General features: G+C 68.0%; 13 protein-coding genes. 6 read left to right on the forward strand and 7 right to left on the reverse strand.

The genetic code is table 11. The features are described 5' to 3' along the window. Positions 1–25: 25 nt before the first annotated feature. Both AX730_RS07700 and frmR read right to left on the reverse strand, forming a co-directional pair. Positions 26–1135: an S-(hydroxymethyl)glutathione dehydrogenase/class III alcohol dehydrogenase gene (locus AX730_RS07700; RefSeq protein WP_062354362.1), complete on the reverse strand. Its 1110-nt coding sequence runs from the start codon at positions 1133–1135 to the stop codon at positions 26–28. A gap of 14 nt (positions 1136–1149) precedes the next feature. Further along, entirely contained in the window at positions 1150–1425 is a 276-nt protein-coding gene (gene frmR, locus AX730_RS07705) for a formaldehyde-responsive transcriptional repressor FrmR (RefSeq protein ID WP_062354365.1), read from the reverse strand. A 150-nt stretch (positions 1426–1575) separates the two neighbouring features. Here frmR and AX730_RS07710 point away from each other — a divergent pair, with 150 nt between their 5' ends. From AX730_RS07710 to AX730_RS07725, 4 genes are all read left to right on the forward strand, one after another. Beyond that, positions 1576–2829 carry a hypothetical protein gene (locus AX730_RS07710; protein ID WP_062354368.1) on the forward strand — a complete coding sequence of 418 codons (1254 nt, stop codon included), beginning with the start codon at positions 1576–1578 and terminating at the stop codon, positions 2827–2829. 55 nt (positions 2830–2884) lie between these two features. After that, positions 2885–3736 carry a DUF2272 domain-containing protein gene (locus AX730_RS07715; RefSeq protein ID WP_083537799.1) on the forward strand — a complete coding sequence of 284 codons (852 nt, stop codon included), beginning with the start codon at positions 2885–2887 and terminating at the stop codon, positions 3734–3736. Between the two features lie 16 nt (positions 3737–3752). Then, complete coding sequence (locus tag AX730_RS07720; RefSeq protein ID WP_062354372.1) at positions 3753–5417, forward strand: hypothetical protein; 1665 nt, start codon at positions 3753–3755, stop codon at positions 5415–5417. Positions 5418–5488: 71 nt separating this feature from the next. Then, positions 5489–6070: a hypothetical protein gene (locus AX730_RS07725; protein ID WP_062354375.1), complete on the forward strand. Its 582-nt coding sequence runs from the start codon at positions 5489–5491 to the stop codon at positions 6068–6070. A gap of 30 nt (positions 6071–6100) precedes the next feature. Here AX730_RS07725 and AX730_RS07730 read toward each other — a convergent pair whose 3' ends face one another. From AX730_RS07730 to yihA, 5 genes are all read right to left on the reverse strand, one after another. Then, the gene (locus tag AX730_RS07730) at positions 6101–8974 is read right to left on the reverse strand and encodes a serine/threonine-protein kinase (protein ID WP_062354378.1); all 2874 of its coding nucleotides are present in this window, start codon (positions 8972–8974) and stop codon (positions 6101–6103) included. Next, positions 8971–9522, reverse strand: a complete 552-nt coding sequence (locus AX730_RS07735; RefSeq protein WP_062354381.1) for an ECF-type sigma factor — start codon at positions 9520–9522, stop codon at positions 8971–8973. Before AX730_RS07735 ends, AX730_RS07730 begins: the two co-directional genes overlap by 4 nt. Before the next feature lie 158 nt (positions 9523–9680). After that, positions 9681–11045 (reverse strand): glutamate--cysteine ligase, encoded by a 1365-nt coding sequence (locus tag AX730_RS07740; protein WP_062354384.1) that lies wholly within the window; start codon positions 11043–11045, stop codon positions 9681–9683. Positions 11046–11187: 142 nt separating this feature from the next. Beyond that, positions 11188–11781, reverse strand: a complete 594-nt coding sequence (locus tag AX730_RS07745; protein ID WP_062354385.1) for a hypothetical protein — start codon at positions 11779–11781, stop codon at positions 11188–11190. An 83-nt stretch (positions 11782–11864) separates the two neighbouring features. Then, complete coding sequence (gene yihA, locus AX730_RS07750; protein WP_062354388.1) at positions 11865–12464, reverse strand: ribosome biogenesis GTP-binding protein YihA/YsxC; 600 nt, start codon at positions 12462–12464, stop codon at positions 11865–11867. 130 nt (positions 12465–12594) lie between these two features. On the opposite strand from yihA, the gene AX730_RS07755 reads away from it, so the two are divergent. Next, a complete protein-coding gene (locus AX730_RS07755) occupies positions 12595–13377 on the forward strand; it encodes a c-type cytochrome (RefSeq protein ID WP_062354391.1) in 783 nt (260 codons plus the stop codon). A 133-nt stretch (positions 13378–13510) separates the two neighbouring features. Continuing rightward, the gene (locus AX730_RS07760) at positions 13511–14161 is read left to right on the forward strand and encodes a thiol:disulfide interchange protein DsbA/DsbL (protein WP_062354393.1); all 651 of its coding nucleotides are present in this window, start codon (positions 13511–13513) and stop codon (positions 14159–14161) included. Positions 14162–14250 lie beyond the last annotated feature (89 nt).

Here is a 14250-nt window from a genome sequence, read left to right on the forward strand (position 1 = left end):
CATCATTTCCATAGACGTCGTCATCTCAGTAGTGCACCACGCTGCGGATCGACTTGCCTTCATGCATCAGGTCGAAGGCTTCGTTGATGCCGTCGAGCGGCATGGTGTGGGTGACGAAGGGCGCGAGCTCGATGTCGCCCTTCATCGCGTCCTCGACCATGCCCGGCAACTGCGAGCGGCCCTTCACACCGCCGAAGGCCGTGCCCATCCACTTGCGGCCGGTCACCAGCTGGAACGGGCGCGTGCCGATCTCCTGGCCCGCGCCGGCCACGCCGATGATCACGCTCTGGCCCCAGCCGCGGTGCGCGCATTCCAGCGCCGCGCGCATGACGTTGACGTTGCCGATGCACTCGAACGAATGGTCGACGCCCCAGCCGGTCATCTCGACGACGACCTGCTGGATCGGCTTGTCGAAGTCCTTCGGGTTGACGCAGTCGGTGGCGCCGAACTGCTTCGCCATGTCGAACTTCGACGGATTGGTGTCGATGGCGATGATGCGGCCGGCCTTGGCCTGGCGCGCGCCCTGGATCACCGCCAGGCCGATACCGCCCAGGCCGAACACGGCGACCGAATCGCCTTCCTGCACCTTGGCGGTGTTGTGCACGGCGCCGATGCCGGTGGTCACACCGCAGCCCAGCAGGCAGACGTGTTCCGGATTCGCGTCGGGATTGATCTTCGCCAGCGAGACCTCGGCGACGACCGTGTACTCGCTGAAGGTCGAGCAGCCCATGTAGTGGTACAGCGGCTGGCCTTCGTAGGAGAAGCGCGAGGTGCCGTCCGGCATCACGCCCTTGCCCTGCGTGGCGCGCACCGACGTGCACAGGTTGGTCTTGCCGCTCTTGCAGAACAGGCATTCGCCGCACTCGGCGGTGTACAGCGGAATCACGTGGTCGCCCGGCTTCACGCTGGTCACGCCTTCGCCCACCTCCACCACGATGCCGGCGCCCTCGTGGCCCAGCACGACGGGGAACAGGCCTTCTGGATCGTCGCCGGACAGCGTGAACGCATCGGTGTGGCAGACGCCGGTGTGGGTGATCTTCACCAGCACCTCGCCCTTCTGCGGCGGGGCGACGTCGATCTCGACGATCTTCAGCGGTTCGCCTGCGGCGAAGGCGACGGCGGCACGGGATTTCATGGGGGCACTCCTGCTTACTTGAGATAGGAACGGACCAGCGCGACGGCGGCATCGATGCCGGCCTCGCGCTGTTCGGGGGTCGAGGCCGGATGCGCGAACTCCTCGCGCAGGTGGCTTTCCAGGATTTCCGACATCAAGCCGTTGACGGCACCGCGCACGGCGGCGAGCTGTTGCAGCACGGGCGCGCACTCGGCGCCTTCCTGCAGCGCACGCTCAAGCGCGTCCAGCTGGCCACGGATGCGCTTGACGCGCATCAAGGCCTTTTTCTTGTCGGCGGGCGAGTGCGGCACGGCGTCATCCTGATAGTGGGGGGGAGTATAGATCGGACCGCTGGTCGGGGCAAAGCCGGGCGCCGGCCGGTGCGGGATATCCGGCTCGTGTCCCCTGCGAAGGCATTCCTTCGCATACCCCTTCATTGCAGACACCAGGAGCTCCATGCCATGCGCCGACCGCCGCTGAAACTCGCCCTCGCCACCGCGCTGATCGTCGCCCTGCCCGCCAGCAGCGCACCGCCCACCGGCCCCGAAACGCAGGTCTGGATCGATGTCGCCACCCATTCCATGGCCGGCATGCCCGACATGGGCATGCTGGGCGGACTGGCCGGCAGGATGATGGGCGGCGAGAGGGGCCCGCAGGCCTATCCGCAGTCGCGCAACATTCCCGCTAGCCAGGGTCGGCTGCTCGACATCGCCCTGCACAACCGGCTCAAGCCGGGCATGCCCGCGGACCAGGCGGTGCCGGCGGGCCTCGGCGTGGGCAAGTCGCTGTCGCTGCTGCCGTCCCCGCCCGGCAAGAACGTCGAGCAACCGCAGGACCCCGAGACGCGCGACATCGAAGTGACCATCCGGCAGTACTGGGGATGCAGCGCCACCGTGCGCCCCGGACAGCCGAAGGTGATGACGCTGAAGATCAAGAATGGGCAGTTCCAGCAGAACGGCGCGCTGGCGCCCGGCCTGTTCGTTCCCGACCGCGACATCGACGTCAATCCCAGCTACGCGCTGTGGCCCAACCTCAAGAACAACAAGCGCGTGGCCGAGCGCTCGTCGCTGGTGGGCCAGCACCGCATCACCGGCGATGGCGTACCGGCCTCGCTGCAGTTCGAGCTGGGCCAGAATGCGGACTTCATGCCGAAGATCGCGCTGCAGACCCGCGGCGAGCTGACCGACAGCATCGGCCTGACCTGGCAGCCCGTCGACCGCGCGAAGGCGTACTTCCTCAACGCGATCGCCATGCAGGACGAGCGCAACTTCACCATGTGGAGCAGCGCCGAAGTCCCCGGGGCGGGCCATGAGCTGGTGAACTACCTGACCGGGTCGTACATCGACAAGTGGCTGAAGCAGAAAGTGCTGCTCGCGCCGGGCAGCACCAGCTGTGCGATCCCGCAGGGCATCTTCAAGGCGACGGGCAAGGGCGGGCAGCAGGGTGGATTCGCCTCGCTCAACATGATCGCCTACGGACCGGAGACCAACATCACCTGGCCGCCGAAACCCACCGACCCGAAACAGCCGTGGGACCCGGAATGGAACGTCCGCGTGCGCACCAAGGCCACCACCGTGGCGATGCTGGGCATGGACTTCGGCGGCATGGACGGCATGCCCGCCGATGAAGGCGATGGCGACGGCAAGCAGGACCCCGGGAAGAAGGAAGAAGGCGGCGCGAAGAAACTGCTGCGCGGCCTGATGCGGAACCTCTGAACCCCGTCACGGGCAGGCGGCGCGCCTCCTGCCCTCTGCCGCCAAGGATGACGCCATGAAACGCCTGCTGATGTTGTTCGCCCTCGCCAGCCTCGCATGCGCCCCGTTCGCGCACGCGGCCGATCCCTGCCCGCAGCTGCGCACGCAGCTGGCCGCCACCGATGTCGCGACGCGGATCGCCGCAATCGCCTGCCAGGAGAACCATGCCTGGTTCCGCCCGTTCATCGATGCCGATGGTCGTGCCGGCGGCCAAGCCGTGTACGAAGCCGAGAACGACGCGCTGGCCGATGGCGCGCAGGCGTGGCGCAAGGTCGCCGCATACTGGAGCGGCAGCGGATTGGGCAACGAGTGCGGCAAGCCCGGCGCGGCCTGCCGCAGCTTCGTGGTGGACACGCCGTGGTCGGCGGCGTTCGTGTCGTGGGTGATGCGGCAGGCGCGCGTGCCGGGCTTCGTTGCCTCGTCCCGCCACGTGGACTACGTGCGCTCGGCAGCGCGGTCCGGTGCCGGTCCTTATCGTCTGGTTTCTCCGCAGGATGCCGCCCCTGCGCCGGGCGACCTGCTCTGCTACGTGCGCGGACAGTCGCGTTCGTTGGGCTATCCGGGCCTGCTGGGCGTGCTGGATGGCGAGGGTGTCGGGCTGCCGATGCATTGCGACATCGTGGTGGCGGCGGGTGCCGGCATCGCGTGGCTCGTCGGCGGCAACGTGCAGCAGACCGTTGCGCTGCGGATGCTGCGGCTGGATGCGCAGGGTCGTTTCGCCGACCTGCCGATGCGCGACGGCACGGGCGCATCGTGCAATCCCGACACACCGGCGTACTGCAACCTCAATCGGCAGGACTGGGCAGCGTTGTTGAAACTGAAGGCACGGGAATCGCCCTCGCTGCTGGCCGCCGCCGCCGATCACTGACCACTACGGAATCGCCATGCACCTCCCGCGCACCTCATTCGTGGCCGCCATCGTGCTGGCCCTCGCCGCATGCTCGCCCTCCGCAGGCGATGGTGGCGCCGGCAACGACAACCCACGCGCGCCCACGCAGGCGCAGATCGACGCCATCCTTGCCGAAGGACCCGATGCGACGCTGCGGAAGATGGCGACCTTCGACTACCTCGTGCACTACCGCGTGATGGAAGCCACCGGCATGGTCGACGCGCTCGGCGGCGAGGCGAAAGCCGTGGCCGCGCTGAAAGCGCTGGGTGACCAGAACGAGCGTTGGCTGCGTGGCGCGCAGGCCGATGCGCCGCGCATGATCCCGGCGGCGTTCGATGGCAGCGGCCTGGACAGCGGCTTTGCGGGTCTCGCCATCGGTGCGTTCGGCGGGCTGATCGCCGGCGGCATGGTCAATGGCGCCGTGCAGGACATGTCGGATGAAAGGCTGGCCGAACTCGCGAAGGCCGGACCGGTCAAGCTCGGCGGGGACAAGGACGGCAAGGGCGGCGCGGAGCTGAAGTTCGGCACGGACGGGTCGCTGGACCAGACGCTGGAGTTCGAGGGCAAGGCCACCGATGGCCTGTCGGGCAAGATGAAGATCAAGATCCACATGGACGCCTGCCCGGACCCCGAGGGCAAACTGACGGTGACGTTGAACGTGGATTCGCAGATGAGCGTCGTCGGCCAGCCGGGCGTCGGCGGACACGTGCGCAGCGAGTTCAAGCTCGAGCGCTTCCTCGACGACGATGCGCACCTCATCCCGGATCACGGCACCAACGCGAGCATGACGATGTCGGCGGGCGGCACGGGCGGCGGCAAACAGCAGACCTTCGATCTCAAGATGGGGTTCGATCGCAATGCCGGCAGCGGCTATGAAGACTTCAACGACTACAGCGGTTTCAGCATTTTCCGCATGGACGAGGTCAAGCACGCGGCGAAGCTGGCAGAACAGTCCTTCATCTACCAGCAGCTGATCGCCGAGATCATGCTGCGCGGCATGGGCAACGGTGCGGGACCGTGGGAAAGCGGCCGTTGCGTGGAACTGAAGGCCACCAGCAGTCCGGGCAAGCGCAAGGGCATTCGTCCGAACACCGCGTTCGACCTGGAGGCGATCCCACGCGCGAAATCCGATGGCGCACCGACCGGCGGCACGGTGACCGCCACACTGAGTGGCGGCGCCAGCCTGCAGCCGTCCAGCGGCAAGGTGCCGGCCGATGCGAAGTACGCGTATGCGGGCCCGGACAAGAAGAACGAGGAAGCAACCATCAAGTTTGAAGCACGCAGCAAGCGCGGCGTGGGACGCGCGACACTCGAGTTCGACACCAAGCGCCCGCAGGCCTACAACGCGGTCGGCGGCCTCGACGATTTCCATGGCACCGGCACGATCTGCAATCTTGGCGAGACCTTCACCATCAGCGGTGGCGGCAACACCGTGACGTTCACGCCGAACAACGAGGAAGGCGGCTCCTACAGCTACCAGGGCAACATGCGCGGCATCGGCGTGTATGGCAACGGCACCTACACCGTCGATGCCAGCGAGAAGGGCGGCACCCTCACCGGTACCGGCAACGGCTGCGTGAAGACCCCGATGGGCACCCGCTGCAACAACGGCACCGAGCGCTACACGCTGGTACCGATCCCGCCCTGCGAGGAGTCCTAGCTCTGTCCGCTCCGGCAGCGTTCTCTCGCATATCTCCTGACCACGGCAATCCGCCACCTCGGGAGATCCGCATGTCGAAGCAGTACGCACTGCCCTTGCTCGTCCTTACGCTGCTTGCCACTTCCGCACACGCGCAGCAGGTGCCGCGCATCGCCGCCGAACAGGTCGCGATCGACCGCGGCGTGGTGTACTCGCTCGTACCGCAGGCGGGCCAGTATGCGCAGGTCTTCCGGCTGCCGCGCGCGGGTTCGATACGCCACCTCATGCTGCCGCTCGCCTGCGCCACCGGCGACCAGATAGAGATCGAGATCGCCATCGTTGATGCACCGAACGGCGTGCCGGGCGCGCAGGTGCGGCAGGTCCAGCGCGTCGACGGCGTGGCGCTCGACGCAAGAACACTACCCAGCGGCGAGTTCGCGATGCGGCTGATCGAGTTCACCCAACCGAATCTGCTGCCGGCAGGATCGTACGCCTTGACGATCACCAACGCCGGTGGGCGGACGTGCGCGCTGTACCGTGCTCCCCTCGGCGACCATTACGCAGGCGGCGATGGCTATTACCGCAGCAGCACGGCAAGCATCTGGTTCGCGCAATCGCGCGATCTCGGCTTCCAGGTCTTCTACCAGCCCTTCGTGATGCCCTCCATCCGCTAACAGGCCGGCGCCGGCGCGACGAGGCGGGCTTCAGAGTCGCGCCGACAGCGCCTCCGCGTCGACAAGGTTGCGTTCACCGGGAAGCAGCATGTCGCGCATCACCGGCAACGCGTCGTCCAGCAGGCGGCGGGCGGCCTTCCGGTCGCCGCGCGCCGCGACATCCTCGGCCAGCGTTGCGCGGGCAACCGCCACGTCGACGGCACTGGCGCTCACCTGCAACCGCTGGACCGCGTCGCGCTGATGCTGTTCGGCGGAGGCCGCGTTGCCGCGCAGGCGATCCAGGGTGGCCGCCATCGCGGAGAAATAGCCGAACTGCTCATGCGTGTCGGGCACGCCGCGCTGCGTCATGCGCGCGCGCAGGTCCGCCAGCAGTGGCGCGCCGCGCGCGGCATCGCGCGTACGCAGGTAGAGGTTCAACTGGTCGCCCAGCACCTGCGCATACTCGTCCGACGCTTCACCATCCAGACGCAGTGAGCGCTTGCGGAGATCGTCCAGCCGCGTCCTTGCCTCGTCGAACTTCCCGTTGGCCACCATCGCACGCGCATGCACGCGCTCGATCGTGCGGCGGAAGCTGTCGTCGGGGGACACGCCCGCTGCGTCCAGCCGTGCGATGCCCTGCGTGGCGCGCGCCAGCGCCGTGGCGTAGTCGCCGTACATGAGGTTGATCGCGGTGAGGTTCGCCAGCGCCATCGCCAGGTTACGCGGCCCCTCGCCGAGCTCACTGGACAGCGCATAGCTCCTGTCCGCCGCTTCCCGCGACTCGCGGTAGCGTCCCTGGCCCAACAGCGTATCGGCCAACGTCTGGTACCACACCGTCGCGCTGGTGCCGCCGTAGCCGCCGGTCTTCTCGGCATCGGCGATGGCTTGTCGCACCACGCGCTCCGCCTCGGCCGGCCTGCCCTCCAGCAACAACCCGGACACCAGGCTTCTGACCAGCGTCCGTCGCACGGGTGAATCGGCCGCGATGCCGCGCGCATCCGCATAGGCCAGACCCTCCCGGCTGACCGACAACAGGCGACGACGGTCGTTCTGGAAGTTAGCGGCCGTGCCGATATCCGAATAGATGTCCAGCACCACATCGGCCGGCGGAGACGGCATGCGCTTGGCGAACGCAAGCGAGGCTTCGGCCCGCTTCCTGCACCATTCCAGGCCATATTTTTCGACGTGGCCCAGCGTGAGGTGTGCCATCGCACGAAGTTGCTGCTCGGGATCATCCGGCGCGAAACGCTGGCGCAGGGCAACCGCCTGGTCGGCGGCCGCCAGCGATTCGGTGTTGCGCTCCAGATCTCCCAGTTCATCGGAATAGGCCACGAGGTCGTCCGCCAACGCCAGCGCCTCTTCCCTCGTCCGCGGCGTCACGCCCTTCAGGCCTGCCGCAAACAACCGCACGGCCTGCTGGTCGTCGCCGATCGAGCGATACAACCGCCCCAGCATGCGCTGCACCGGCTGGCGCACCTGCGGCTCGAGCGTGCGCTGGTCGAGCTTGGCCCGCGCCTGGTCGAGCAACTGGCGAACGCTAACTTCCGTGCTCATCGCCTGCTCGGGCGCAGCCGCCGCGAGGGTGTCCGCGAGGAACGTCAGCGTCGCGCGCGCCGTCTCCGATTCGCGTTCGGCGATGCGGGCCTGCGAACGCGCTTCCTGCGCCTGCCACGACGCCACGCCGGTGCCGGCGAGCAGCGCCACCGCTACAAGACCCGCTGCCGTGGCCAAGCCGCGGTTGCGCCGCAGCCACAGGCGCGCGCGATCGGCACGCGACAGGCGCACCGCATTGATCGGCCGGTCGTCCAGCCAGGCGCGCAGGTCGTTCGCCAGCACGTCGGCCGAGGCGTAGCGCGCCTCAGGATCGCGACGCAGGCAGGCCTGCACGATCTGCGCAAGGCTGCCGCGCAGCGCGCGCGCCAGCGATGCGGGGCTGTGGCCACCGCGTTGCGTGGCCTGCTCGCTGCTCGCCTGCGATGCGGCCCGCGTCAGCGGTTCCGGATCGCGTTCGAGCTGCTGCAACTGGTGCGCCACCGGTGTTTCCCGCGTCACGCCGAACGGATGCGCACCCGACAGCAAGCGATGCAGCACCACGCCCAGCTGCCACAGGTCGGTGGCGGTGGTGATGGGCGCATCGAGCAGCTGTTCGGGTGAGGCGTATTCGAACGTCAGCGCGCGGTCGACGGTCGCGGCGCGCGTGGTGTCGGCGAGCTCCTTGGCGATGCCGAAGTCCAGCAGCTTCACCCGGCCATCGCCGTCGACCAGCAGGTTGGATGGCTTCAGGTCGCGATGCACCACCAGGTTGCGATGCGCATGGCGAACGGCATCGACGACCTGCAGGAACAGCACGATGCGCTCGCGCAGCCCGAGCTGCCGGGCGTCGCACCAGCGATCAATCGGCTGGCCGTCGATCAGTTCCATCACGAACCACGGATCGCCGTCGCCGCTGATGCCGCCATCCAGCAGCGTGGCGATGTTCGGATGGCGCAGGCGGGCGAGGATCTGCCGCTCGCGCAGGAAGCGTTCGCGCGCCGCCTGCGAATCGGTACCGGCGCGGATCAGCTTCAGCGCAGCATGTTGCGCGTAGGCGCCATCGTCGCGTTCGACCCGGTACACCGCCCCCATGCCGCCATGACCCAGGAGTCCGGTGATGCGCCAGGGCCCGATGCTGCGGCCGACCAGCGCATCGCGCGCGACCTCGCCGTGTTCGTCGCGGAAGGCACGTCCCCACGCCAGCGCGTCGCCGGCGAACGGTTCCGTGTTGCTCGCATCCGCCGCCAGCAGGGCATCGACGGCTGATCGCAGGCCTTCATCCTCAGCGCACGCCTGCGACAACCACGCGTCGCGCTCGGACGGCGCGATCTCGACGGCCTCGCGGAACAGCGCCAGCGCCCGCCGCCGGCTTTCGATGTCACCGTCGCTCATTTTCCCAGTTCCGCCAGCAGGAAGGCACGTGCCGTCCGCCAGTCGCGGCGCACGGTCCGTTCGCTCACGCCCAGCATCTGCGCGATTTCGGTTTCTTCGTAACCGCCGAAGTAGCGCAGCTCGACGATCTGTGCGGCACGCGCATCGGCTTGCTGCAGTGCGTTCAACAGCTCGTCCAGCGCCAGCACCTCGACCACCGCGCGCTCGTCGCCACCCAGCCTCGCGGTGAGCGTCAGCGCGTCCACGCCGCCGCCGCGCTTCTGCGCCTGCGCGATGCGCGCGTGGTCGACCAGCACCTGCCGCATCGCGCGGGCCGACATCGCCAGCAGGTGCGCACGATCGTTGGCGGCCAGGCGTTCGCCGGTGGCCAGCTTCAGATAGGTTTCATGCACCAGCACCGTGGTGTCGAGGTTATCGCGGTGCCGGCGCAGCTGCAGGTGCGCGGCACGCTTCAGCTCGTCGTACAGGCTGGCGAACACCGCATCGGCGGCGCGCACGTCGCCTTCGCGCGCGCGTTTCAACAGTTGGGTAACCGGTACGTGTTCCATGTGTCGCTCGCGAGACCCGATGTACACCGCGGCATTCCCGCCGCAGCCCCCTGTCACCAGGCAGGCAACAGGCCCCGCACGGCTTCAACAAGGACAACGCGAAAGAGCGCCGGGGCGGGACAGCCCGGGGTGGCGGCGGGTGACGCCGGCCATCCTGGCTAGTACGCGAACTCGCGGAACACGCGATCGATGTCGCCGTTCCACTCGCCGTGGAACAGGGCGAGCTTGCGCTCGGCCGGCGTCTCGTTCGCCTCGACGATCTCGACCAGCGCATCGAGGAAGCCGCTCTCGTCCACACCCTTGCTGTTCAGGCGCGCACGACGCTGCAGGCCGCCGATGGCGATCTTCACCGCTTCGCGTGCGAGGTCGCGCACGCTGCCGCCACGGAACGGCAACTTCAACGCATGCTTCGGCACGCCATCGCGCAGCGCGTGGCGTTCTTCCAGCGAGAAGTCCTTGACCAGGTCCCATGCGGCGTCGAGCGCGGCATCGTCGTACAGCAGGCCCACCCAGAACGCGGGCAGCGCGCACAGGCGGTTCCACGGGCCGCCATCGGCGCCGCGCATCTCCAGGAACTTCTTCATCCGCACTTCGGGGAACGCGGTGGTCAGGTGGTCGGACCAGTCGCGCAGCGTCGGCAGCGCGCCGGGCAGCACGTCCAGCCTGCCCTGCATGAAATCCCGGAACGACTTGCCGCTGGCGTCATGGTAGATGCCGTCGCGGTAGGAGAAGTACATCGGCACGTCGAGGATGTAGTCGACGTAGCGCTCGTAGCCGAAGCCATCCTCGAACACGAAATCGAGCATGCCCGTGCGGTCGCCGTCGGTATCGGTCCAGATGTGCGAACGGAAGCTCTGGTAGCCGTTCGGCTTGCCCTCGGTGAACGGCGAGTCGGCGAACAGCGCCGTCGCTATCGGCTGCAGCGCCAGCGACACGCGGAACTTCTTCACCATGTCCGCTTCGGTGGCGTAGTCGAGGTTGACCTGCACCGTGCAGGTCCGCGTCATCATGTCCAGGCCGAGCTGGCCGACCTTGGGCATGTACGACTTCATGATCTGGTAGCGGCCCTTCGGCATCCACGGCATCTCGTCGCGGCGCCACTTGGGCTGGAAGCCCATGCCGAGGAAGCCGAGCCGCAGTTCGTCGGCGACCTGCTTCACTTCCTTCAGGTGCGTGCCGACTTCGACGCAGGTCTGGTGGATGGTCTCCACCGCCGCGCCGGAGAGTTCGAGCTGGCCGGCCGGTTCCAGCGTGACCGACGCGCCATCCTTGGTCAGGGCGATGACGCGGCCTTTCTCGTCGACCGGTTCCCAGCCGAAGCGGGTCAGTCCTTTCAGGAGCGCCTCGATGCCGCGGTCGCCGTCGAACGTCGGCGGGCGCAGGTCGTCGAGGCGGAAGCCGAACTTCTCGTGCTCGGTACCGATGCGCCAGTCCTGCACCGGCTTCTCGCCGGACGCGATGTAGTCGACCAACTGCGTACGGTCGGTGATCAGCGTGTCGGCGACGTGGCTGGGGCTGGACAAGGGCAGGACTCGCAAGGGGAGTGCGGTGCCGACGGATGGCGCCGCAAGGGCGGCACTATAACGTGACCACCCTCACGCGTTCATCGCCACCGGAACGCCGCAGCATCCCATCCATGGCCGCGATGGGGGCCGCGCCGTCGCATCAGAGCGGGCGCACGAATACCTGGAACGCCAGGTCGCGAGGCGTGCCCGCCGCATCGAACAGCTCGATCCAGTTCGGCGGATTGCCGCGGGCGATGAAGTACGCCTTGCCTGACAGGTAGGTATCGCCAGGAGGCGCCAGCCACAGCATGCAGTACTCGTTGCGGCGCAATGCGGACACGGTCAGGGTGAAGGCGTACTCGCCCCGTGACAGCAGTGCCGGCTGGATGAACTCGATCATGCGCATGCCGGGCACGGGATATCCATACGCATTCAGCGCAGGGCCCGGTACGTCCTGGCGTGCGACCACGACCCCGTTCGGCACGCCTGCCGTGGTCCGTTCGATCTCGACCCGCAGCACCCGGGCCGACGCGCAATTGGCCGGCACCATGACATGGCTGAGGTAGCCGTCCGCGGGCAGCTGGAAGACCTGCGCGAAGCGCTGCGACGCGCTGCCGCCGATGTCGGTGTTGGCTGGCGACTCGATCAGCAACTGCTCGGCCGCTACCCGCGGCGGCTGGGTCGGCGGGGGAGCGGCCATGGCCGCCCCGGTGACGAGGACGAGGGTCGACAGCGAAATCGGGATGCAGCGCATGACTTACTCCTTCACGGCGGAATGCCGCGTGGAGGTCTATGCGAAGAACGGCTGCGCCAGCGGACGGGCATCCGCCCGGAGACTTACAGGCCCAGCCAGTTGCCCACGACCAGGCGCGCTTCGTCCACGCCCTGCTTCGACTCGGCCGAGAACGTCTGCACGCTGACGGTATCGCCGAAGGACGAAAACAGGTCCTTCTTCACCGCCTGCAGTGCGTTGCCCTGCTGGCCGCGGCCCAGCTTGTCGGCCTTGGTCAGCAGCGCATGGGCCGGCAGGCCGCGCTGGACGGCGTAGCCCAGCATCTGGCGGTCGTAGTCCTTCAACGGATGGCGGATGTCCATCACCACCACCAGGCCCTTGAGCGCTTCGCGGGTGCGGAAGTAGCGGTCGATGAAGGCCTGCCAGTGCGCCTGCAGGTCCTGCGGCACCTTGGCGTAGCCGTAGCCGGGCAGGTCCACCAGATAGCGCTCGGGCTGGACCTGGAAGAACACCAGCTGCTGCGTGCGGCCGGGGGTCTTGGACACCCGGGCCAGGCGGTTGTGGTTGACCAGCGCGTTCAACGCACTGGACTTGCCGGCGTTGGAGCGACCGGCAAAGGCCACCTCGAACCCGCCGTCCTCCGGCAACTGGCGCGGGGTGTGGGCGGAAAGCAGGTAACTGGCGGAATTCAGGGGGTTCGACATGGCGATAGGATCGCACGGGGGCGGGGCGGATACCGTTTGAATTGACCGCGAGCGGCCGCCGCGACGATAATTCGCGGGTTTCGCGGCCCCTTCGGGCGCCGCCATCAGTCAAAGGTTTCGGAGCTTTAGCATGCGCCACGCTCGCGTTATGGGACTTGCCGGATTGGCCGTACTGGCCGTGGGCGCAGTCGCTTTTGCACAGACCACGATCGTTCCCGTGCCGGACAACGCGCCGGTCGAGACCGCCCCGCTGGACATCAACCTGGCCAAGTCCACCTGGGGCGACGCCAAGGCCGGCCAGACCAAGGCGGCGGCCTGCGCGGCCTGCCACGGCGCCGACGGCAACCCCAGCGATCCGCAATACCCGCGCATCGCCGGCCAGAGCGAACGTTACGTCGCCCAGCAGCTGGCGCTGTTCGCCTCGGGTGAGCGCAATACCGGCATGGCGGCCGTGATGGCCCCGTTCGCCCAGATGCTCAGCGCGCAGGACATGCGCGACGTGGGCGCCTACTTCGCCACCCAGAAGTCCGGTGCCGGCCTGGCCGACGACAGTGTCATCGCCGACGGCACGTACAAGGACATGAAGTTCTACGAAGTCGGCCAGCAGCTGTACCGCAACGGCGACGCCAAGCGCGGCGTACCGGCCTGCATGGCGTGCCACGGCCCGACCGGTGCCGGCAATCCGGGCCCGGCCTACCCGCACATCGGTGGCCAGATGCAGGACTACACGGTGCGCCGCCTGACCGAGTACAAGGCCGGCACCACCACGGCGAAGGACGCTGCCCATTTCAACATCATGGCGCAGGTCGCCGGCCCACTGACCGAGCAGGAAATCCAGGCGCTCGCCAGCTACCTGCAGGGTCTGCATGCCCGCGCCGACGATCTCGCGGCGGGCAAGGCCGGCGCCAAGTAATTCCCGGACGTCCGCCGCTGCGCGCGGCCGGAAGTGCAAGCTCCTGTTCATGCCGCCGGCCCCACCATGGCCGGCGTTTCTTTTTCCGCCGCGCCCGGTGGTCGGGTCGCGCGCACGAAGATGGAGAGTCCTGATGGTGTCGCGTCTGCTGCCCGTGCTGATCACCCTGCTGGCCCTGCTGCCAGTCGCCACACTCGCCGCCCCGCCAGCGTCCGCACCCCTGGTCGAAGGCCAGGACTACGTGGTGATCCCGGACGGCAAGCCGTTCGCGCCGGTCAAAGGCAGGATCGAGGTGGCCGAAGTCTTCGGCTATACCTGCATCCATTGCGCCAGGCTTGAGCCCACCCTGGCCACGTGGAAGAAGACCCTGCCGCGCGATGTGCAGCTGACTCCCGTCCCGGCTGCGTTCGGTGGTTACTGGATTCCCTACGCGCGCGCCTTCTTCGCCGCCCGGCAACTCGGCGTGCAGGAGCGCACCCACCAGGCCATGTTCGATGCCCTGCACAAGGGCGGTACCTTGCCGATCCAGAACGCGTCCGCTGACGAGATCGCCGGCTTCTATGCCAGCCAGGGCGTGGACCGGGTGAAGTTCCTGGCCGCGCTGCGCGGCGCAGAGGTCGAGGCGCAGCTGGCCAACGCACGGGAATGGGTCTCCGCTGCTGGCGTGGAAGGCACGCCCACCCTCATCGTCAACGGCAAGTACCGCGTGATCGGCGGCCGCAACGCCACCGACATGTTGAATATCGTCGACCGCCTGATCGCCCGCGAGCGCGCCCGCAAGTGACGATTTCGTCATGGCGACGCCTGCGGGCGCCATGCAGAATGTGATGCCCACCGGCACGGCCGGCACCCCTTTCCCCTGATCCTCCGGAG

Source organism: Pseudoxanthomonas mexicana, from assembly GCF_001556105.1.
GTDB lineage: Bacteria > Pseudomonadota > Gammaproteobacteria > Xanthomonadales > Xanthomonadaceae > Pseudoxanthomonas_A > Pseudoxanthomonas_A mexicana_A.

What these genes read in the sequence shown, in the direction of transcription:
- AX730_RS07715 (WP_083537799.1), top strand. Translation starts at nt 2,885, where the DNA reads ATGAAACGCCTGCTGATGTTGTTCGCCCTCGCCAGCCTCGCATGCGCC.
- AX730_RS07760 (WP_062354393.1), top strand. Translation starts at nt 13,511, where the DNA reads ATGGTGTCGCGTCTGCTGCCCGTGCTGATCACCCTGCTGGCCCTGCTG.
- AX730_RS07725 (WP_062354375.1), top strand. Translation starts at nt 5,489, where the DNA reads ATGTCGAAGCAGTACGCACTGCCCTTGCTCGTCCTTACGCTGCTTGCC.
- AX730_RS07710 (WP_062354368.1), top strand. Translation starts at nt 1,576, where the DNA reads ATGCGCCGACCGCCGCTGAAACTCGCCCTCGCCACCGCGCTGATCGTC.
- AX730_RS07700 (WP_062354362.1), bottom strand. Translation starts at nt 1,135, where the DNA reads ATGAAATCCCGTGCCGCCGTCGCCTTCGCCGCAGGCGAACCGCTGAAG.
- AX730_RS07730 (WP_062354378.1), bottom strand. Translation starts at nt 8,974, where the DNA reads ATGAGCGACGGTGACATCGAAAGCCGGCGGCGGGCGCTGGCGCTGTTC.
- AX730_RS07720 (WP_062354372.1), top strand. Translation starts at nt 3,753, where the DNA reads ATGCACCTCCCGCGCACCTCATTCGTGGCCGCCATCGTGCTGGCCCTC.
- AX730_RS07755 (WP_062354391.1), top strand. Translation starts at nt 12,595, where the DNA reads ATGCGCCACGCTCGCGTTATGGGACTTGCCGGATTGGCCGTACTGGCC.
- yihA (WP_062354388.1), bottom strand. Translation starts at nt 12,464, where the DNA reads ATGTCGAACCCCCTGAATTCCGCCAGTTACCTGCTTTCCGCCCACACC.
- AX730_RS07745 (WP_062354385.1), bottom strand. Translation starts at nt 11,781, where the DNA reads ATGCGCTGCATCCCGATTTCGCTGTCGACCCTCGTCCTCGTCACCGGG.
- AX730_RS07735 (WP_062354381.1), bottom strand. Translation starts at nt 9,522, where the DNA reads ATGGAACACGTACCGGTTACCCAACTGTTGAAACGCGCGCGCGAAGGC.